Here is an 18,137-nt window from a genome sequence, read left to right as displayed (position 1 = left end):
TCGGAAAATGTGCCTGCATGCGGGCCCACGGGGGCGGACGAGCCGAAAGTTCCATCCAGCGAACACGTCCGGCACATCCGGGTTCAGTGTATGAACTGAACTTCGGGACGAACCCTCGACTTTGCGACGCGCGAGCGAGGGAAGGAAAGGATCTCCGTGACCGATACGGACCTGATCGCTCCTCCTGCGCTCGATTCTGCGGCTTCCGCCGTGACGAGTGAGAAGAGCGGTTCACAGACTTCAGAATCGGCCCCTGCCGTGGCCGCCGCAACCAAGCGTGCCGATGCGCGCCGCGGTGCGGGCCTGTCCGGAATGGTGCTCGCCGAACTGCGCGGGCTCGCCGGCGAACTCGGCATCAAGGGCACCTCCGGCATGCGCAAGGGCGACCTGATCGCGGCCATCAAGGACCGTCAGGGCGGTGCCCCGGCGGCGAACAAGGCCGTCAAGACCGTGGTCGAGGCACCCGCGGTTGCAGCCGTCGCGACCGAGGCTCCGGCCAAGGTCGAGGCGCCCGCCGCCACTCAGGCGCCCGCCGCTCAGGCTCCGGCCGCCGTGTCCGCGCCGACTCAGGCTCCGGATTCGGCTCGCGCCGAGGGCGAGCAGTCCGGCGAGGGCGAGCAGGGCGGTCGTCGTGGCCGTCAGCGTCGCGGCGCCTCCCGGGCCGCCGGTTCCGCCGAGCAGGGCGAGAACGCCTCGACCGGCACCGAGCAGCAGGGCAGCGAGTCCCAGCAGGGTGAGCGCGGCGAGCGCAACCGTCGCGACCGCAACCAGGGTGATCGCAACCAGGGTGACCGTAGCCAGGGCGATCGCAACCAGGGTGACCGTAGCCAGGGTGACCGTAGCCAGGGTGACCGTAGCCAGGGTGACCGTAGCCAGGGTGACCGCAACCAGGGTGACCGCAACCAGGGCGATCGCAACCAGGGCAACAACGGCCCGCGTGGTGACCGCAACGACCGCGGCGGCGAGGACGACGGAGAAGGTCGCGGCCGTCGGGGTCGGCGCTTCCGCGAGCGTCGTCGTGGGCGTGACCGCGGCGAGGGTGGCGGCGCGGACAACCGCGAGCGCGAGCCCGAGATCCGCGAGGACGACGTCCTGCAGCCGGTCGCCGGCATCCTCGACGTGCTGGACAACTACGCCTTCGTGCGGACCTCCGGTTACCTGGCCGGTCCGAACGACGTCTACGTGTCGATGAACCTGATCCGCAAGAACGGGCTCCGTCGCGGTGACGCCATCACCGGTGCCGTCCGCGTTCCCCGCGAGGGCGAGGCCCCGGGCAGCAGCCAGCGTCAGAAGTTCAACCCGCTGGTCCGCATCGACTCCGTCAACGGTGGCGACGTGGAGGCGGCGAAGCGTCGCCCCGAGTTCGGCAAGCTCACCCCGCTGTACCCGAACCAGCGGCTGCGGCTCGAGACCACGCCGAACATCCTCACCACCCGCGTCATCGACCTGGTGATGCCGATCGGCAAGGGCCAGCGTGCCCTGATTGTCAGCCCGCCGAAGGCCGGTAAGACCAGCGTCCTGCAGGCCATCGCGAACGCCATCGCGACCAACAACCCTGAGTGCTACCTCATGGTCGTCCTGGTCGACGAGCGTCCCGAAGAGGTCACCGACATGCAGCGGAGCGTGAAGGGTGAGGTCATCGCCTCCACCTTCGACCGGCCGCCGGGAGACCACACCTCGGTCGCCGAGCTCGCGATCGAGCGGGCCAAGCGCCTGGTCGAGGAGGGCAAGGACGTCGTCGTGCTGCTCGACTCGATCACTCGACTGGGGCGTGCGTACAACAACTCGTCGCCCGCCTCGGGACGCATCCTCTCCGGTGGTGTCGACTCGACCGCGCTGTACCCGCCGAAGCGTTTCCTCGGTGCGGCCCGCAACATCGAGAACGGCGGCTCGCTGACGATCATCGCCACCGCGATGGTGGAGACCGGCTCGACCGGCGACACGGTGATCTTCGAGGAGTTCAAGGGCACCGGCAACGCCGAGCTCAAGCTGGACCGCAAGATCGCCGAGCGCCGGGTGTTCCCCGCGGTCGACGTCAATCCGTCCGGTACCCGTAAGGACGAGCTGCTGCTCAGCCCCGACGAGGCCGCGGTGTTGCACAAGCTGCGCCGGGTGCTGTCCGGTCTGGACTCGCACCAGGCGATCGACCTGCTCATCGACCGGCTCAAGAAGACCAAGAGCAATGTCGAGTTCCTGATGCAGGTCTCCAAGACCGCGCCGGGAGCCATGGGCGACGACTAGTTGTCGGGAACAGAAGTTGTGCCAGGGCCGTTTAGGACAACATAGGCGGCTCTGGCACAATGAGACCTCGCGTCTCACGGCATCCGCCGAGTGCACGGCAAAACCATGTCCGGTTCCGGTTCACGTCCTCGAGTGGCGAGGGCGACCCGGCGACCACCGAAAGGGACACCATGAAGGCAGGAATTCACCCCAACTACGTGGCGACCACCGTCGTCTGCGGTTGCGGTAACACGTTCGAGACCCACAGCACCAAGGAGTCCGGACGCATCAACGTCGAGGTCTGCTCGCAGTGCCACCCGTTCTACACCGGCAAGCAGAAGATCCTCGACACCGGTGGACGCGTCGCGCGCTTCGAGGCTCGCTACGGCAAGCGCGCCGGCAAGAAGGCCGACGCCGACAGCTAGCTTCACTGCCGACGCCCGTCCTGTGTTCATTCACAGGCCGGGCGTCGGTTTTTTTGTGCGGTACCGCGGGGAGTGCGCACACTTGGGGTACCTGGAACGACCGGCGCGTGCGCGACACGCAAGAACAGGCATGACACGCGAGTAGTCCGTGCCACGCGAGAAGACTGAGAGCGGAGCAACCATGGCGGGCAACACCCAGCCGTCGGCCATCGACGACATCCTGGCCGAACACGCCGGCCTCGAGCAGCAGTTGTCGGATCCGGCGCTGCACAACGACCCCGCCGCCGCGCGACGGGTGGGCAAGCGGTTCGCCGAACTCGCCCCCGTGATGGCGACGCTCACCAGGCTGCAGTCGGCCCGCGAGGACCTCGAGGCCGCCCGCGAGCTGGCCGCCGACGACTCCAGCTTCGCCGCCGAGCTGCCCGAGCTGGAGGTCACGGTCGCCGAGCTCGACGTCGCACTGACCGACCTGCTCGCCCCTCGCGACCCGCACGACGGCGACGACGTGGTGCTCGAGGTCAAGTCGGGGGAGGGCGGCGAGGAATCCGCACTGTTCGCCTCCGACCTTGCCCGGATGTACGTCCGGTACGCCGAGCGGCACGGCTGGCGGGTGGAGGTGCTCGACGCCACCATCTCGGATCTCGGCGGTTACAAGGACGCGACCATCTCGATCAAGTCGAAGGGCGACACCCGGGACGGCGTCTGGGCCCGGCTCAAGTTCGAGGGCGGCGTGCACCGCGTGCAGCGGGTTCCCGTGACCGAGTCCCAGGGGCGCGTGCACACCTCCGCCGCCGGCGTGCTCATCTACCCCGAGCCCGATGAGGTCGAGGAGGTGCAGATCGACGAGACCGATCTGCGCATCGACGTGTACCGCTCGTCCGGCAAGGGCGGGCAGGGCGTCAACACCACCGACTCCGCGGTCCGGATCACCCACCTGCCCACCGGCATCGTCGTGACCTGTCAGAACGAGCGTTCGCAGCTGCAGAACAAGGCGCGTGCGATGCAGGTGCTCGCTGCCCGGCTGCAGGCCGCGGCCGAGGAGGCCGCCGCGGACGAGGCCTCCGCCGGACGCCAGAGCCAGGTCCGCACCGTCGACCGCTCCGAGCGCATCCGCACCTACAACTACCCGGAGAACCGGATCACCGACCACCGGATCGGGTTCAAGGCACACAACCTGGACGCGGTGCTCGACGGCGACCTCGACGCGCTGCTCGACGCGCTCGGCAAGTCGGACCGAGAGGCCAGGCTCGCGGCGGAGTGACTCGCCGCGGCCGGTCCACCGGGTCGGTCAGTCGGCGGGCCCCTCGGGCTCGCCGGCCAGCTGGCTGACGTCGATGCCCGGCAGCAGGAAGCAGTTCTCGCCCTTCGGGTTCTCGTACGTGCCCCACACGGCGGTGATCGCGGTGCCGCCCTCGGGTTCGACGAGCAGTGCCGGTGCGTTGAGGATGTCCTTCTCGGGGGCCATCACGCCGGCTCCGGTCTCGCCGGTGTTGACGTTGATCCAGTTGACATTGGGGCCGGTCTTGCCCTGCTCGTTGACGACGAACAGCAGGTCGTCGGGCTCGATCTTGTCGTTGTCGGCGTGCGTGAGCGACTGGACCGGGGCGATGCCTCCCGCGCAGAACAGGGGGGCCGGCTGCACATCGATCAGTTTCGCGGAGGCCGGCCCGGGAGCTGCCAGGACGGCCGCGCCGCCGAGTGCCGCGGCGGCGACCGTGCGGGCGATGAATCGTGACTCGTACACAAGAGTTCCTTTCCATTGTCCCGACCAGCCGACCGTATCGAGGTTTGCGGCGGTCCGCGCGCTTCGTCAGACGGTCCGCGTGGTTCGTGACCTGTACGTGTCTGCTTCGTGACGGCGTGGCAGGCTGACCGCGTGAGCCGTCAACCCCTGCGCCTAGCGATCCTCGAAGCCACCCGTCTCCTCGAGGAGGCCGGCGTGCACAGCCCACGCATCGACGCGGAACTTCTCGCGGCCCACGTGGTGGGCGTCGAGCGGGGCCGACTAGGCCTGGTGCCGCTCGTCGACGCCGAGGTGATCGAGGAGTACCGTGCGCTGGTCGCCCGTCGTGCCGAGCGAATTCCGTTGCAGCACATCACCGGTGTGGCCTCGATGGGTGAGATCGACCTGCAGGTGGGGCCTGGGGTGTTCGTGCCGCGGCCGGAGACAGAGCTGCTGCTGGCTTGGGCGCTGGCCGTCCTGGAGGGCACCGCCGGCGAGCGTCCGGTGGTCCTGGACCTGTGCACCGGCTCCGGTGCGCTGGCGTTGGCGCTGGCCCATGCGCGTCCGGACGCGGTGGTTCACGCCGTGGAGCTCGACCCCGGCGCGTTGGCCTGGGCGCGGCGCAACGCCGACACCCGCGCCCGGGACGGCGACACCCCGATCACCCTGCACCAGGGCGACGTGACGGACCGCGGCCTGCTCACCGAACTGGAGGGACGGGTGGACGTGGTGGTGTCCAACCCCCCGTACATCCCGTCCGGCGCGCAACTGGACGTGGAGGTGGCCGAGCACGACCCGGCCCTCGCGTTGTTCGGCGGTCCGGACGGGCTGTCGGTCATCACCCCGATGGTCTCCAACATCGCGCGCTGGCTGCGCATCGGCGGCGCGCTCGCCATCGAACACGACGACACAAATGGCGCCCAGGTCGCGGCCATGCTGGCCGAGCGCCGGGTGTTCGGTGACGTCGCAGAGCATTCCGACCTCGCGGGCAAGCCGAGATTCGTGGTGGCCCGCCGGGTCGCGACCGAGACCGAGGCGGCCCGCGCCCGCTGAAGTAGGCCGTAAACCGGGCGCAGAAGGCCCCGGCGTGGTGGGGTCGGTCGGGCCGCAATCGCGCGGATGGAAGGATGACGATGTGAGCACTGTGTACGACTGCCGGCAAACCGATTCGCGCGAGGCGGGCATCACCGCCGCCACCAACGCGCTCAAGGCCGGGCGACTGGTGGTGGTCCCCACCGACACCCTCTACGGACTGGCCGCCAACGCCTTCGACGGCGAGGCCGTGACCAGCCTGCTGCGCGCCAAGGGACGTGGCCGCGACATGCCGGTGCCGGTCCTGGTGGGCTCGTGGAACACCATCGACGGGCTGGTCTTCAACGTCCGTCCGCAGGCGCGTGAGCTCATCCGCGCCTTCTGGCCCGGCGGGCTGAGTCTGGTTGTGCAACAGGCACCCTCGCTGGCCTGGGACCTGGGGGACACCCGGGGCACCGTGATGCTCCGGATGCCGCTGCACCCGGTTGCCATCGAACTGCTCCGCGAGGTGGGACCGCTCGCGGTCTCCAGCGCCAACATCTCCGGCCACGCACCGTCGACCACGGTGGAGCAGGCGCGTGACCAGCTCGGCGCGGCGGCCAGCGTGTACCTGGACGGGGGACCGGCCGAACACGCGGTGGCGTCGACGATCGTGGACCTGACCGCGGACGAGCCCCGGATCCTGCGGGAGGGCGCGGTGCCGGCGGCCGCCGTCGCCGAGGTGCTCGGCGTGCCGGTGGAGTCCCTGGTCGGCGGGGGCGCGGCGGGATGACGGCGACGCATCTGCGGGTACCGTCGTCGACGTGATCGCCGCCGATACCGTACTTCTGGCCGGATCGGCGTTCGAGGCGCAGTCCAATCGCGGCGCCGGCGTGCCGTTGCGGGAACTGATGCTGGTGCTGTTCACCGCGGCCGTGGTCACCTTCCTCGCCACCGGCGCCGTGCGGCTGTTCGCGATCCGGTTCGGCGCGGTCGCGGTCCCACGCGATCGTGACGTGCACGTCACGCCGACACCGCGGCTCGGCGGGATCGGCATGTACCTCGGGTTCGCGGTCGCGCTGCTCTTCGCGCAGCAACTGCCCGCCCTGGCCAGGGGATTCGAGTACAACACCCAGGACATCCCGGCCGCGCTGGTCTCGGGCCTGCTGATCGTGCTGGTCGGCGTCGTCGACGACCGCTGGGGCCTCGACGCCCTCACCAAGTTCGTCGGCCAGGTCACCGCCGCGGGCGTGCTGGTGGTGATGGGGGTCAGCTGGTTCGCGCTGTACCTGCCCTGGGGCGGCACCACGCTGATCCTCGACCAACTCCAGGCCGGACTGTTCACCGTCCTGGTCGCGGTGGTGATGATCAATGCGATGAACTTCGTCGACGGCCTGGACGGCCTCGCCGCGGGACTGGGCCTGATCTCCTCGGTGGCGATCTGCGTGTTCTCCGTCGGGCTGTTGCACGAGCAGGGTGGTGACGTGAGCGCGTACCCGCCGGCAATGCTCGCGGCCGCGCTGGCCGGTGCCTGCCTCGGCTTCCTCCCGCACAACTTCCAACCGGCCCGCATCTTCATGGGCGACTCCGGTTCGATGCTGATCGGCCTGATGCTCGCCGCGATCTCGACCAGTGCGTCCGGGCGGATCTCGCTCAACGCCTACGGTTCTCGCGACATCCTGGGCCTGCTCACCCCGCTGCTGCTGGTGGGCGCGGTGATGTTCATCCCGGTCCTGGACCTGCTGCTCGCGGTGATTCGTCGCACCATGGCCGGTCGCAGTCCGTTCAGTCCGGACAAGATGCACCTGCATCACCGCCTGCTGCAGATCGGGCACTCGCATCGGCGGGTCGTCCTGCTCATCTACTTGTGGGTGGGTGTGCTGGCGTTCGGTGCGGTGGGATCGGCGCTGATCGACCGCCGGTTGGTGGTGCTGCTGCTCGCCGGCGGACTGGTGTTCGCGCTGGTGGTCACGGCCGTCCCCTCGCTGCGGGTGCAGCAGGACCACGGACGGGATCGGGACCGGCAGGCGTAGCCAGCTAGGCTTGGACCGTGACTTTTTCTCCGAACCCAGTGCCCGACCAGTCCGCCCCGCTCCGCGCCGCGGTGCGGTACGGCATCTTCGGCCTGATCGCCCTCGCGGTGGTCGGGTCGATCGTGGCGAGCCTGGTCGCCGGCTGGGCCGGGCTGTGGGGTGCGCTCATCGGCGTCGCGGTCGGCGGAGGCTTCGTGCTCTGCACCGCGCTCGCCGTCCTGTTCACCGAGAAGCTCCCACCGGCCACCTCGGGTGCGGTCCTGCTGGGCAGCTGGCTGCTCAAGATGATCCTGGCGATCCTGGTGCTGGGCATCCTCAAGGGGATGGACTTCTACAGCAAGGGCGCGCTGGCCATCGTCATGGTGCTGGCCCTGATCATCGTCCTCGGCGCCGAGACCTACGGGCTGCTCAAGATCAAGGTGCCGTACGTCGTGCCCGCCTCCGAGGAGCCCGATTCCGACGGGAAGTAGTACGACAGCCTGTAGTAATTTGTTTTGCGGGGACCCTGTCTACACAACGTCGTAGATGTCTTGATAGGGTCATGCCCAAGCGAGGGTAGGAACGACGCAAATCTCGCAATTCCGCGTCGTCCCGCAACCGCACAGGTGGCCCCGATCGACGGTTTCGCATGTTGGATTTCGACATGACCGGAGCGTCGTGGGGTGGTCGCCGAGTCGACGACAGTCCGCCGACACCGACAGACGCACGAGCCCTGGAACGGGCTCACAGCTGCTGACGAATACGCGAGCCGACCTTGTCGACTTGTTTCGTCAATGTCCGATCGAACCGCAGGCGATGCCGCCTGCGGCCACGACTACGGGAGAGACCGCTGAGCGTCACGACCCTGGCCGCGGAGTTCCATCCGCCGTCACTTGCAGACTTCTTCCCTCCCGCTGTGCTGTTCGAGGGGACCCCCTTCGAGCTCGACCGACTGATGCTCATCCGCATCCTCATGACGGTCGTGCTGCTCGCCTTCTTCGCGATCGCGATGCGCAGCCCGCGGCTGATCCCGCGCGGCGTCCAGAACGTGGCCGAGATGGGGCTCGCGTTCGTCAAGGACCAGATCGCCGACGAGATCCTCGGCAAGGAACAGGGCAAGCGTTTCCTGCCGGTCCTGGCGACGATCTTCTTCGCGGTGCTCTTCATGAACGTGTCCAGCATCATTCCGCTGCTGAACATCTCGCCGAATGCGCGGATCGGTATGCCGATYGTGCTTGCCGCGATCGCGTACATCACCTTCAACTACGTCGGTATCAAGAAGTACGGCTTCTTCAAGTACATCAAGAGCAGCATCGTTGTTCCTGACGTACCGATTGCGTTGCACGTGATCCTGATCCCGATCGAGTTCATCTCGACCTTCATCCTTCGGCCGTTCACGCTCACCGTCCGTCTCATGGCGAACATGCTGGCCGGCCACCTCATGCTCGTGCTGTTCTTCAGCGCCACCCAGTTCTTCTTCTTCGAGGCTGCGGCCGGAATGAAGATCTTCGGTGTGTTCTCGCTGGCAGCCGGCTTCGGATTCACCCTCTTCGAGTTGCTGGTGATCTTCCTGCAGGCGTACGTATTCGCCCTGCTGACCGCCGTGTACATCGACCTGGCGCTCCACGCCGACTCGCACTGACCGCACTACACACAAACCTGACCCCTCGCCGATCCCGGCAAGGGGCAACAGAAAGGGAACGGAACACCACATGAGCCTCTCGTACCTGGCACAGGCCGCGGTTGAGCAGACCACCACGGGCAAGGGCTACGGCGCCATCGGCTACGGTCTCGCGGCCATCGGCCCCGGCATCGGCGTGGGTATCGTCGTCGGTAAGGCCATCGAGGGCATCGCGCGTCAGCCCGAGCTCTCCGGCCAGATCCGCACCAACATGTTCCTCGGTATTGCATTCACCGAGGCCCTCGCGCTGATCGGTATCGTCGCCGGCTTCCTGTTCGGCTGATCGAATGTCGAACATTGCAGTGATCRCAGCCTCGGAGGCGGAGAACATCAATCCCCTCCTCCCCGAGACTTACGACATCGTGTGGTCGACGGTCTGCATCGTCATCATCGGTTTTGCCTTCTGGAAGTTCATCCTTCCGAAGTTCCAGCAGGTGCTGGCCGAGCGCAGCGACCAGATCGAAGGCGGCATCAAGCGTGCCGAAGAGGCCCAGGTGGAGGCCAAGGAGACGCTGGAGCAGTACCGCGCCCAGCTCGCCGAGGCTCGTACCGAGGCAGCGGCCATCCGCGAGGATGCCCGCACCCAGGGTCAGCAGATCATCGCCGAGATGAAGGTCCAGGCCCAGGAGGAAAGCGACCGCATCGTCGCCGCCGGCAGCAGCCAGCTCGCCGCGCAGCGTCAGCAGATCGTGGCCGAACTGCGCAGCGATCTCGGCCGCACCGCGGTCGACCTCGCCGAGAAGGTCATCGGGGAGTCGCTCTCCGACGACGTCAAGCGGGCCGGCACGATCGACCGTTTCCTCAGTGAACTGGACACCGTCAGCGCGAACTCCGCAGCCGGAAAGTGAGCACCATGTACGCAGCAAGCCGTGAGGCGCTGACTCATACGAGGAGCGTCCTGGATTCAGCGCTGGCCGGAGTCTCGGCCGGCGCGGCGACTGCGGCTGCGGCACAGACCGGCGCAGAGCTGTTCACGGCGGTCGAGACCCTCGACGGCCAGCGCACGCTGCGCGCCGCACTGGCCGATCCGTCGGCCCCCGCGGCTGTGCGGCAGGGGCTGGCCGAGCAGGTGTTCTCGGCGAAGGTTTCCGCCGAGACGCTGGCGACTCTGAAGGCAGCGGCGGGCCAGGACTGGTCCAGCTCCGCCGACCTTCGGAACTCGCTGGTGCTGCTGGGACGGGAGTCGCTGCTTCGCGCGGCCGACGACCAGAACCAGCTGGACACCGTCGAGGACGAGCTCTTCCGGCTCGGTCGCATCGTCGCGGGTAACCCCGCGCTCGAGCAGGCCCTGTCCGATCGGGCCCGGCCTACTGCGGCCAAGCGCGAGATGCTGTCGAAGTTGCTGTACGGCAAGGTCACCGCGGTGACCGAGGCGCTGGCCATCCAGGCAGCCGGTCGACTGCGCACCGCCCCGGCGGACGCATTCAACGAGCTGTCCGAGCTGGCCGCGGCCCGACGTGACAAGGCCGTTGCGCACGTGCGCAGCGCCTCGCCGCTGTCGAGCGCACAGGTGGAGCGGCTCGCCGCGACCCTGACCCGGACCTACGGGAAGCCGGTCACCGTGCACGTGGAGGTCGATCCCGAGCTCCTCAGCGGTCTCGTGGTTCGCGTGGGCGACGAGGTCATCGACGGCAGCGCGGCGGGACGACTCGCGACGCTGCGCAAGAACCTCAAGTAGTCCGGCGCTGCGCCTCGCAGCACCAACCTCCAGATCAATTCGAAGACCAGATACCGAGAGCAGGAAGAACATGGCGGAGCTGACGATCTCCTCCGACGAGATCCGTAGCGCGATCGACAACTACACCGCGAGCTACTCCCCGGAGGCCTCCCGCGAGGAGGTCGGAGCGGTGTCCGACACCAGTGACGGCATTGCGCACGTCACCGGCCTGCCTTCGGCAATGGCCAACGAACTGCTGGAGTTCCCCGGCGGCGTCCTCGGCGTGGCACTGAACCTGGATGCCACCGAGATCGGTGCCGTCATCCTGGGTGACTACGAGCACATCGCGGAGGGCCAGCAGGTCAAGCGCACCGGCGACGTGCTGTCCGTGCCGGTGGGCGATGCGTTCCTCGGACGCGTCGTGAACCCGCTGGGCCAGCCCATCGACGGCCTCGGCGAGATCGAGACCACCGAGACCCGCGCGCTGGAGCTGCAGGCCGCGTCCGTGCTGGAGCGCCAGCCGGTCGAGGAGCCGCTGCAGACCGGCATCAAGGCCATCGACGCGATGACCCCGATCGGCCGTGGCCAGCGCCAGCTGGTGATCGGCGACCGTAAGACCGGCAAGACCGCGGTCTGCGTCGACGCCATCCTCAACCAGAAGGCCAACTGGGCGACCGGCGACCCGAAGCAGCAGGTCCGCTGCATCTACGTCGCCATCGGTCAGAAGGGCTCCACCATCGCCGGCGTCAAGCAGGCGCTCGAGGAGCAGGGCGCGATGGAGTACACCACCATCGTCGCCGCCCCGGCCTCCGACTCCGCCGGCTTCAAGTGGCTCGCGCCGTACACCGGTTCGGCCATCGGCCAGCACTGGATGTACCAGGGCAAGCACGTCCTGGTCGTGTTCGACGACCTGACCAAGCAGGCCGAGGCGTACCGCGCCATCTCGCTGCTGCTGCGTCGCCCGCCGGGCCGCGAGGCGTACCCGGGTGACGTCTTCTACTTGCACTCCCGTCTGCTGGAGCGCTCGGCGAAGCTGTCCGACGCCCTCGGTGGTGGCTCGCTCACCGCGCTGCCGATCATCGAGACCAAGGCCAACGACGTCTCGGCCTACATCCCGACCAACGTCATCTCCATCACCGACGGTCAGGTGTTCCTCGAGTCCGACCTGTTCAACAAGGGCATCCGCCCCGCGATCAACGTCGGTATCTCGGTCTCCCGAGTCGGTGGCGCCGCGCAGACCAAGGGCATGAAGAAGGTCTCCGGTTCGCTGCGTCTGGAGCTCGCACAGTTCCGTGAGCTGGAGGCGTTCTCCGCCTTCGCCTCCGACCTGGACGACGCCTCCAAGGCCCAGCTCGAGCGCGGCCAGCGTCTGGTCGAGCTGCTCAAGCAGGACCAGTACTCCCCGATTGCCGTCGAGGACCAGATCATCTCGATCTACCTCGCGGGCGAGGGTGTCTTCGACTCCGTGCCGGTCGGCGATGTCCGCCGGTTCGAGGCGGAGCTGCTCGAGGACCTGCACCGCAACGCGGCCGGCGTCTACGAGGCGATCAAGGGCGGCAAGGCTCTCGACGCGGACTCGACCAAGGCCCTCGTGGCGGCGACCGACAAGTTCAAGCAGGGCTTCCTGGCGTCGGACGGCAGCCGCGTGGTCAACGAGGCCGAGGCCAGCGCACTGGGTGCCGACGAGGTCAGCCAGGAGCAGGTTTCCGTCACGCGCAAGCACGTCACCAAGTGAGCGTGACTGCCGTGTCCTCGACTTGTGGGAAGGGAGTGTGACTGAGTAGATGGCAAGCCTGCGCGAACTGCGCTCACGTATCAAGTCAGTCAACTCGACCAAGAAGATCACCAAGGCGCAGGAGCTGATCGCTACCTCCCGCATCACCAAGGCGCAGACTCGGGTCGCGGCTTCCAAGCCGTACGCCGAGGAGATCACCAAGGTGCTCTCCGCGCTGRCGAGTGCCTCGGGATCGCTCGACCACCCGTTGCTCAACGAGCGGGCGAACCCGAAGCGTGCGGCCGTGCTCGTGGTCACCAGTGACCGCGGCATGTGTGGCGGCTACAACTCCAACGTCCTCAAGGAGGCCGAGGAGCTGTTCGCGCTGCTGCGCAGCGAGGGCAAGGAGCCGGTGCTGTACGTGCTCGGCGCGAAGGGTCTGACGTACTACACCTTCCGCGACCGGGACCTGAAGGGTTCGTGGACCGGGTTCTCGCAGGACCCGGGCTACGCGGACGCCGCACGGGCGAGCCGTCACCTGGTCGAGCTGTTCATGGCCGGCTCGGGCAACGAGGTTCCGGCGTACAACGGCGAGGGCACCATCGAGGGCGTCGACGAGCTTCACATCGTCTACACCCGCTTTGTGTCGATGCTGACCCAGACGCCGGAGGTCCGGCGGATGGCTCCGCTCGAGGTGGCGTACCAGGACGAGAACTTCGAGCTCGGCGAGGACATGCTCACCGACTCGAACGGTGCTCATCCCACCGCGCAGTACGACTTCGAGCCCGAAGCGGGTGTGTTGCTGTCGGCGCTGCTGCCGAAGTACATCAACACCCGCATCTACTCCTCGCTGCTCGAAGCCGCGGCGTCGGAGTCGGCGTCACGTCGGACCGCCATGAAGGCGGCCACGGACAACGCCAACGAGCTGGTGAACACCCTGAGCCGTCAGGCAAACCAGGTGCGCCAGGCCCAGATCACCCAGGAAATCAGCGAGATCGTCGGTGGCGCGAATGCGCTCGCCTCGAGCGCAGGAAGTGACTAGACACATGACCGCAGCAGTAACCCAAACCAACGCGAACGGTGCGGCAACCGCCGGCCGAGTCGTGCGGGTCATCGGTCCCGTTGTGGACGTTGAGTTCCCGCGCGGCGCCGTTCCCGCACTGTTCAACGCCCTGAACGCAGAGGTCACTCTGCCGACGGTCGCGAAGACGCTGACCCTCGAGGTGGCGCAGCACCTGGGCGACAACCTGGTGCGCACCGTCTCGATGCAGCCCACCGACGGCCTGGTGCGCGGCACCGCGGTCGTCGACTCCGGCAAGCCGATCTCGGTTCCCGTCGGCGACGTCGTCAAGGGCCACGTGTTCAACGCCCTCGGTGACTGCCTCGACACCCCGGGCCTCGGTCGCGACGGCGAGCAGTGGGGCATCCACCGCAAGCCCCCCGCCTTCGATCAGCTCGAGGGCAAGACCGAGATCCTCGAGACCGGCATCAAGGTCATCGACCTGCTGACCCCGTACGTCAAGGGCGGCAAGATCGGTCTGTTCGGTGGTGCCGGTGTCGGCAAGACCGTTCTGATCCAGGAGATGATCACCCGTATCGCCCGCGAGTTCTCCGGCACCTCGGTGTTCGCAGGCGTCGGTGAGCGGACCCGTGAGGGCACCGACCTACACCTCGAGATGGAAGAGATGGGCGTCCTCCAGGACACCGCCCTTGTCTTCGGCCAGATGGACGAGCCGCCGGGAACGCGTATGCGCGTCGCCCTGTCGGCACTGACCATGGCGGAGTACTTCCGCGATGTGCAGAACCAGGACGTGTTGCTCTTCATCGACAACATCTTCCGGTTCACCCAGGCCGGTTCCGAGGTCTCGACCCTGCTGGGTCGTATGCCTTCGGCCGTGGGTTACCAGCCGACCCTCGCGGACGAGATGGGTGAGCTCCAGGAGCGCATCACCTCGACCCGTGGCCGCTCGATCACCTCGCTGCAGGCGATCTACGTGCCCGCCGACGACTACACCGACCCGGCACCGGCGACCACCTTCGCGCACCTCGATGCGACCACCGAGCTCTCGCGTCCGATTTCGCAGATGGGTATCTACCCCGCTGTGGACCCGCTGACGTCGACCTCGCGCATCCTCGAGCCCGGCATTGTCGGCGTGGAGCACTTCCGCGTCGCCAACGAGGTCAAGCGGATCCTGCAGAAGTACAAGGAACTGCAGGACATCATCGCCATTCTGGGTATGGACGAGCTGCAGGAMGAGGACAAGATCCTCGTCGGCCGCGCGCGCCGCATCCAGAAGTTCCTCGGTCAGAACTTCATCGTCGCCGAGAAGTTCACCGGCGAGGCCGGCTCCGTGGTGCCGCTCGCGGACACCATCGAGGCGTTCGACCGTGTCTGCAAGGGCGAGTTCGACCACCTGCCCGAGCAGGCGTTCAACAGCTGCGGTGGACTCGACGACGTCGAGGCCGCTGCCAAGAAGATCGCAGGGAAGTAGTCGACCATGGCTGAGATGACCGTTGAGCTCGTCGCCGTCGAGCGGCGTCTGTGGTCGGGCACGGCGACGCTCGTCAGCGCCCAGACCACCGAGGGCGAGATCGGCATCATGTACGGACATGAGCCGGTCCTCGGTCAGCTGGTCGAGGCGGGTGTCGTCGCCATCACCACCGGCGAGGGCGACCGCGTCGTCGCCGCGGTGCACGGTGGCTTCCTCTCCGTGACCGGCACCTCGGTGACGATCCTGGCCGAGTCCGCGGACTTTGCCGGCGACATCGACGTGGAGGCCGCCAAGGCAGTGCTCGCGGAGACGCAGGACGACCTCGAGGCGATCGCGATCGCCAAGGGGCGCCTGCGCGCCGTCGAGCGGGCCTGACCCGGTAGACACAGACAGCCGCGACGAGCAGGGCCACGGGCAGTGACAATCGGAGTGACAGTTCTCTTCGTTCTGGTTGTCCTGCTCGCGGCGCTCGTCGCGGCTTTCGTGTATCGACTGAGCGTTCTGCGCCGCGGCGGGACCGCGGCGATTCTCCGGGTGACACCCGCCGCGGCCGGGCACGGCTGGCGGCACGGCGTCATCCGGTACGGCGAGAACAGTCTCGTCTTCCTCAAGCTGTCGAGCCTGCGGCCCGGACCGGACATCCGGTTGGACCGGCAGGGCATCGAGCTGGGTGAGCGGCGCGGTCCCCGCGAGACCGAGTACGACATCATGACCGACGAGATCCTGATCCTGTCGGTGGTCGACGGCGAGCGCAGCTACGAGGTTGCCCTCGACCGCGGTGCGCTCACCGCCTTCCTCTCCTGGGTGGAGTCGCGCCCGGACGGCCGCTCCATGCGCGGCCGGCCCGCCTGACGCCGACGAAACAAGAACCCCGACCGAATCCGGTCGGGGTTCTCTTGTGTGTAGGGGCAGGTGCCGATGCGGTCAGGCGTCGGAATCGGTACCGCCCGCACCCGGCTGCCACAGCACGTCGCCGTCCGGATTGGCCACCCGGCCGAGGATGAACAGCAGGTCCGAGAGCCGGTTGAGGTACTTCGCCGACAGCACACTGGTGTCGGCGGGGCTGGCATCGACCGCTGCCCAGGCCGCCCGCTCCGCCCGCCGCGTCACCGTCCGGGCGACATGCAACTGCGCCGCCAGCACGGTGCCGCCCGGGAGGATGAACGAGTTCAGCGGGGCCAGCGGCTCGTTGAACTCGTCGCACCAGGCCTCGAGTCGCTCGACGTAGGCCGGGGTCACCCGCAGCGGCGGGTACTTCGGATCCTCGACCACCGGAGTGGACAGGTCCGCGCCGGCGTCGAACAGGTCGTTCTGGATCTGGCGGAGCACCGACGTGATCTGCGGACTCGGTTCGCCGAGCGCGAGTGCCACGCCGATGCATGCGTTGGCCTCGTCGCAGTCGGCGTAGGCGATCAGTCGCGGGTCGTTCTTCGAGACCCGGGAGAAGTCGCTGAGCCCCGTCGTGCCGTCGTCGCCGGTGCGGGTGTAAATGCGGGTGAGGTGGACTGCCATGCCGTCACGGTACCGGCGTGGCATCCGGCGCCGGGGGACCTGACTAGGCTGTCGAACTGTGAGTGAACGCTTTCTTGTCACCGGTGGCAACAGACTGACCGGTGAGGTCTCGGTGGGTGGCGCGAAGAACAGCGTGCTCAAGTTGATGGCCGCGGCCCTGCTGGCCGAGGGCACCACCGTCATCACCAACTGCCCCGACATCCTCGACGTGCCGTACATGGCCGAGGTCCTGCGCGGACTGGGCTGCGACGTCGAACTCGACGGCGACACAGTGCGGATCACGACGCCCGCCGAGCCGAAGTTCCACGCCGACTTCCCGGCGGTGACGCAGTTCCGGGCCTCGGTCTGTGTGCTCGGGCCGCTGGTGGCACGGTGCCGGCGTGCGGTGGTGGCGTTGCCGGGCGGCGACGCGATCGGGTCACGCCCGCTCGACATGCACCAGACCGGCTTGGCACTGCTCGGCGCGCGCAGCGAGATCCAGCACGGCTGCCTCGTCGCGGAGGCCGACGACCTGCACGGTGCGCAGATCCGGCTGGCGTTCCCGTCTGTCGGCGCCACCGAGAACATCCTGATGGCGGCGGTCCTGGCCAAGGGCGAGACGGTGATCGACAACGCCGCGCGCGAGCCCGAGATCGTCGACCTGTGCAACATGCTGGCGCGGATGGGAGCCCGGATCGAGGGCGCCGGTTCGTCGACCCTGACCATTCAGGGGGTGCGCCGGCTGGAGCCGACGACGCACCGGGTGATCGGCGACCGGATCGTCGCCGCGACCTGGGGGATCGCCGCTGCGATGACGCGGGGCGACGTCCGGGTGCGCGGGGTGAACCCGAAGCACCTGTCGCTGGTGCTGGACAAGCTGCGAGCGGCCGGCGCCGAGGTCACACCCGAGGCCGACGGTTTCCGGGTGGTCCAGGAGTCGCGGCCGAAGGCGGTCAACTTCGCGACCTTGCCGTTCCCCGGATTCCCCACCGACCTGCAGCCGATGGCGATCGGCCTGGCCGCGGTCGCGGACGGGACGTCGATGATCACCGAGAACGTCTTCGAGGCCCGGTTCCGGTTCGTGGAGGAGATGATCCGCCTGGGTGCCGACGCCCGGACCGACGGACACCATGCCGTGGTCCGCGGGATCACCCGGTTGTCGAGTGCGCCGGTGTGGTCCTCGGACATCCGCGCCGGCGCGGGCCTGGTGCTCGCCGCCCTGGTCGCGGACGGAACCACCGAGGTCCACGACGTCTACCACATCGATCGCGGCTACCCGATGTTCGTCGAGAAGCTCTCGGCGCTCGGCGGCGACATCGTCCGGGTCACCGACGCCGGCTGACGGATTCGGTCCCGTCACCTGCACATGAACGAAGAAGGGCACCACCTCTCGCGGCTGCGGGCGGCGGTGCCCTTCTTGCATGCCGGGGCACTTGCAGGGGCCTCGGCGCCGGCCCACGGGGCAGGGTGGTCGGCGTCACACCGCCCGAATCTGCGGTTCAGAACGGAATTCGGACCGGTGGTCGGGCGCTGACCTGGAGCGATGCGGCCGGCCGATGCGCGTGACCTGGCGATTTGCTTCGGGGTTCACGCTCACGTAACTTTTGTCGAGTCAGAGCGACACGGACACCGACCCGGACCGAGAGGTACGGGACACGAGGTAGGACGTCGAAAGCCTGACAAGAACCCCTTTTCAGCCAGAACATCCAGC

At 68.0% G+C, this 18,137-nt stretch carries 19 protein-coding genes; 17 read left to right on the top strand and 2 right to left on the bottom strand.

Annotated features, from left to right (window positions below; translation table 11 throughout):
- Window positions 1-156 precede the first annotated feature (156 nt).
- From rho to prfA, 3 genes are all read left to right on the top strand, one after another.
- The gene (gene rho, locus AC1DU4_RS08710; RefSeq protein ID WP_477838946.1) at window positions 157-2,241 is read left to right on the top strand and encodes a transcription termination factor Rho; all 2,085 of its coding nucleotides are present in this window, start codon (window positions 157-159) and stop codon (window positions 2,239-2,241) included.
- 170 nt (window positions 2,242-2,411) lie between these two features.
- Complete coding sequence (gene rpmE, locus AC1DU4_RS08705) at window positions 2,412-2,645, top strand: 50S ribosomal protein L31 (protein WP_027503018.1); 234 nt, start codon at window positions 2,412-2,414, stop codon at window positions 2,643-2,645.
- Between the two features lie 181 nt (window positions 2,646-2,826).
- Window positions 2,827-3,906, top strand: coding sequence for a peptide chain release factor 1 (prfA, locus tag AC1DU4_RS08700; protein WP_477838943.1), 1,080 nt, complete (start codon window positions 2,827-2,829; stop codon window positions 3,904-3,906).
- A 27-nt stretch (window positions 3,907-3,933) separates the two neighbouring features.
- Here the strand turns inward: prfA and AC1DU4_RS08695 are convergent, their stop codons facing one another.
- Window positions 3,934-4,389, bottom strand: coding sequence for a hypothetical protein (locus AC1DU4_RS08695; protein WP_477838941.1), 456 nt, complete (start codon window positions 4,387-4,389; stop codon window positions 3,934-3,936).
- 132 nt (window positions 4,390-4,521) lie between these two features.
- On the opposite strand from AC1DU4_RS08695, the gene prmC reads away from it, so the two are divergent.
- From prmC to AC1DU4_RS08630, 13 genes are all read left to right on the top strand, one after another.
- Window positions 4,522-5,421, top strand: coding sequence for a peptide chain release factor N(5)-glutamine methyltransferase (gene prmC, locus AC1DU4_RS08690; protein ID WP_477838940.1), 900 nt, complete (start codon window positions 4,522-4,524; stop codon window positions 5,419-5,421).
- Window positions 5,422-5,503: 82 nt separating this feature from the next.
- Complete coding sequence (locus AC1DU4_RS08685) at window positions 5,504-6,172, top strand: L-threonylcarbamoyladenylate synthase (protein ID WP_477838938.1); 669 nt, start codon at window positions 5,504-5,506, stop codon at window positions 6,170-6,172.
- A gap of 118 nt (window positions 6,173-6,290) precedes the next feature.
- Window positions 6,291-7,412 (top strand): glycosyltransferase family 4 protein, encoded by a 1,122-nt coding sequence (locus AC1DU4_RS08680; RefSeq protein WP_092776441.1) that lies wholly within the window; start codon window positions 6,291-6,293, stop codon window positions 7,410-7,412.
- Window positions 7,413-7,429: 17 nt separating this feature from the next.
- The gene (locus AC1DU4_RS08675) at window positions 7,430-7,882 is read left to right on the top strand and encodes a hypothetical protein (RefSeq protein ID WP_477838936.1); all 453 of its coding nucleotides are present in this window, start codon (window positions 7,430-7,432) and stop codon (window positions 7,880-7,882) included.
- 425 nt (window positions 7,883-8,307) lie between these two features.
- Complete coding sequence (gene atpB, locus AC1DU4_RS08670; RefSeq protein ID WP_477838934.1) at window positions 8,308-9,033, top strand: F0F1 ATP synthase subunit A; 726 nt, start codon at window positions 8,308-8,310, stop codon at window positions 9,031-9,033.
- Window positions 9,034-9,103: 70 nt separating this feature from the next.
- Window positions 9,104-9,355: an ATP synthase F0 subunit C gene (locus tag AC1DU4_RS08665; RefSeq protein WP_477838932.1), complete on the top strand. Its 252-nt coding sequence runs from the start codon at window positions 9,104-9,106 to the stop codon at window positions 9,353-9,355.
- A 4-nt stretch (window positions 9,356-9,359) separates the two neighbouring features.
- Entirely contained in the window at window positions 9,360-9,920 is a 561-nt protein-coding gene (locus AC1DU4_RS08660) for a F0F1 ATP synthase subunit B (protein ID WP_477838930.1), read from the top strand.
- Between the two features lie 5 nt (window positions 9,921-9,925).
- Complete coding sequence (locus AC1DU4_RS08655; RefSeq protein ID WP_477838928.1) at window positions 9,926-10,750, top strand: F0F1 ATP synthase subunit delta; 825 nt, start codon at window positions 9,926-9,928, stop codon at window positions 10,748-10,750.
- 70 nt (window positions 10,751-10,820) lie between these two features.
- Window positions 10,821-12,464 carry a F0F1 ATP synthase subunit alpha gene (gene atpA, locus AC1DU4_RS08650; RefSeq protein ID WP_072846398.1) on the top strand — a complete coding sequence of 548 codons (1,644 nt, stop codon included), beginning with the start codon at window positions 10,821-10,823 and terminating at the stop codon, window positions 12,462-12,464.
- 49 nt (window positions 12,465-12,513) lie between these two features.
- Window positions 12,514-13,485, top strand: a complete 972-nt coding sequence (locus AC1DU4_RS08645; protein ID WP_477838926.1) for a F0F1 ATP synthase subunit gamma — start codon at window positions 12,514-12,516, stop codon at window positions 13,483-13,485.
- 4 nt (window positions 13,486-13,489) lie between these two features.
- Window positions 13,490-14,935: a F0F1 ATP synthase subunit beta gene (atpD, locus tag AC1DU4_RS08640; RefSeq protein ID WP_477838924.1), complete on the top strand. Its 1,446-nt coding sequence runs from the start codon at window positions 13,490-13,492 to the stop codon at window positions 14,933-14,935.
- A gap of 6 nt (window positions 14,936-14,941) precedes the next feature.
- Window positions 14,942-15,310, top strand: a complete 369-nt coding sequence (locus AC1DU4_RS08635) for a F0F1 ATP synthase subunit epsilon (protein ID WP_072846395.1) — start codon at window positions 14,942-14,944, stop codon at window positions 15,308-15,310.
- Window positions 15,311-15,364: 54 nt separating this feature from the next.
- Window positions 15,365-15,787 (top strand): DUF2550 domain-containing protein, encoded by a 423-nt coding sequence (locus tag AC1DU4_RS08630; protein ID WP_477838922.1) that lies wholly within the window; start codon window positions 15,365-15,367, stop codon window positions 15,785-15,787.
- 72 nt (window positions 15,788-15,859) lie between these two features.
- On the opposite strand, the gene AC1DU4_RS08625 is transcribed toward AC1DU4_RS08630, so the two are convergent.
- Window positions 15,860-16,447 (bottom strand): cob(I)yrinic acid a,c-diamide adenosyltransferase, encoded by a 588-nt coding sequence (locus tag AC1DU4_RS08625; protein WP_477838920.1) that lies wholly within the window; start codon window positions 16,445-16,447, stop codon window positions 15,860-15,862.
- Between the two features lie 58 nt (window positions 16,448-16,505).
- On the opposite strand from AC1DU4_RS08625, the gene murA reads away from it, so the two are divergent.
- Window positions 16,506-17,768: a UDP-N-acetylglucosamine 1-carboxyvinyltransferase gene (gene murA / locus AC1DU4_RS08620; protein WP_477838918.1), complete on the top strand. Its 1,263-nt coding sequence runs from the start codon at window positions 16,506-16,508 to the stop codon at window positions 17,766-17,768.
- The last annotated feature ends 369 nt before the right edge of the window (window positions 17,769-18,137 follow it).

The organism is Rhodococcus sp. P4_F5 (assembly GCF_056401315.1).
The sequence above is the reverse complement of the archived record's forward strand: the minus strand, read 5'-3'. Positions and strand labels throughout refer to the sequence as shown.

Excerpts from the sequence above, each read along its gene's own strand:
- rpmE (WP_027503018.1), top strand. The coding sequence starts at position 2,412 with ATGAAGGCAGGAATTCACCCCAACTACGTGGCGACCACCGTCGTCTGC.
- prfA (WP_477838943.1), top strand. The coding sequence starts at position 2,827 with ATGGCGGGCAACACCCAGCCGTCGGCCATCGACGACATCCTGGCCGAA.
- AC1DU4_RS08680 (WP_092776441.1), top strand. The coding sequence starts at position 6,291 with ATGCTGGTGCTGTTCACCGCGGCCGTGGTCACCTTCCTCGCCACCGGC.
- AC1DU4_RS08665 (WP_477838932.1), top strand. The coding sequence starts at position 9,104 with ATGAGCCTCTCGTACCTGGCACAGGCCGCGGTTGAGCAGACCACCACG.
- AC1DU4_RS08655 (WP_477838928.1), top strand. The coding sequence starts at position 9,926 with ATGTACGCAGCAAGCCGTGAGGCGCTGACTCATACGAGGAGCGTCCTG.
- atpA (WP_072846398.1), top strand. The coding sequence starts at position 10,821 with ATGGCGGAGCTGACGATCTCCTCCGACGAGATCCGTAGCGCGATCGAC.
- AC1DU4_RS08635 (WP_072846395.1), top strand. The coding sequence starts at position 14,942 with ATGGCTGAGATGACCGTTGAGCTCGTCGCCGTCGAGCGGCGTCTGTGG.
- AC1DU4_RS08625 (WP_477838920.1), bottom strand. The coding sequence starts at position 16,447 with ATGGCAGTCCACCTCACCCGCATTTACACCCGCACCGGCGACGACGGC.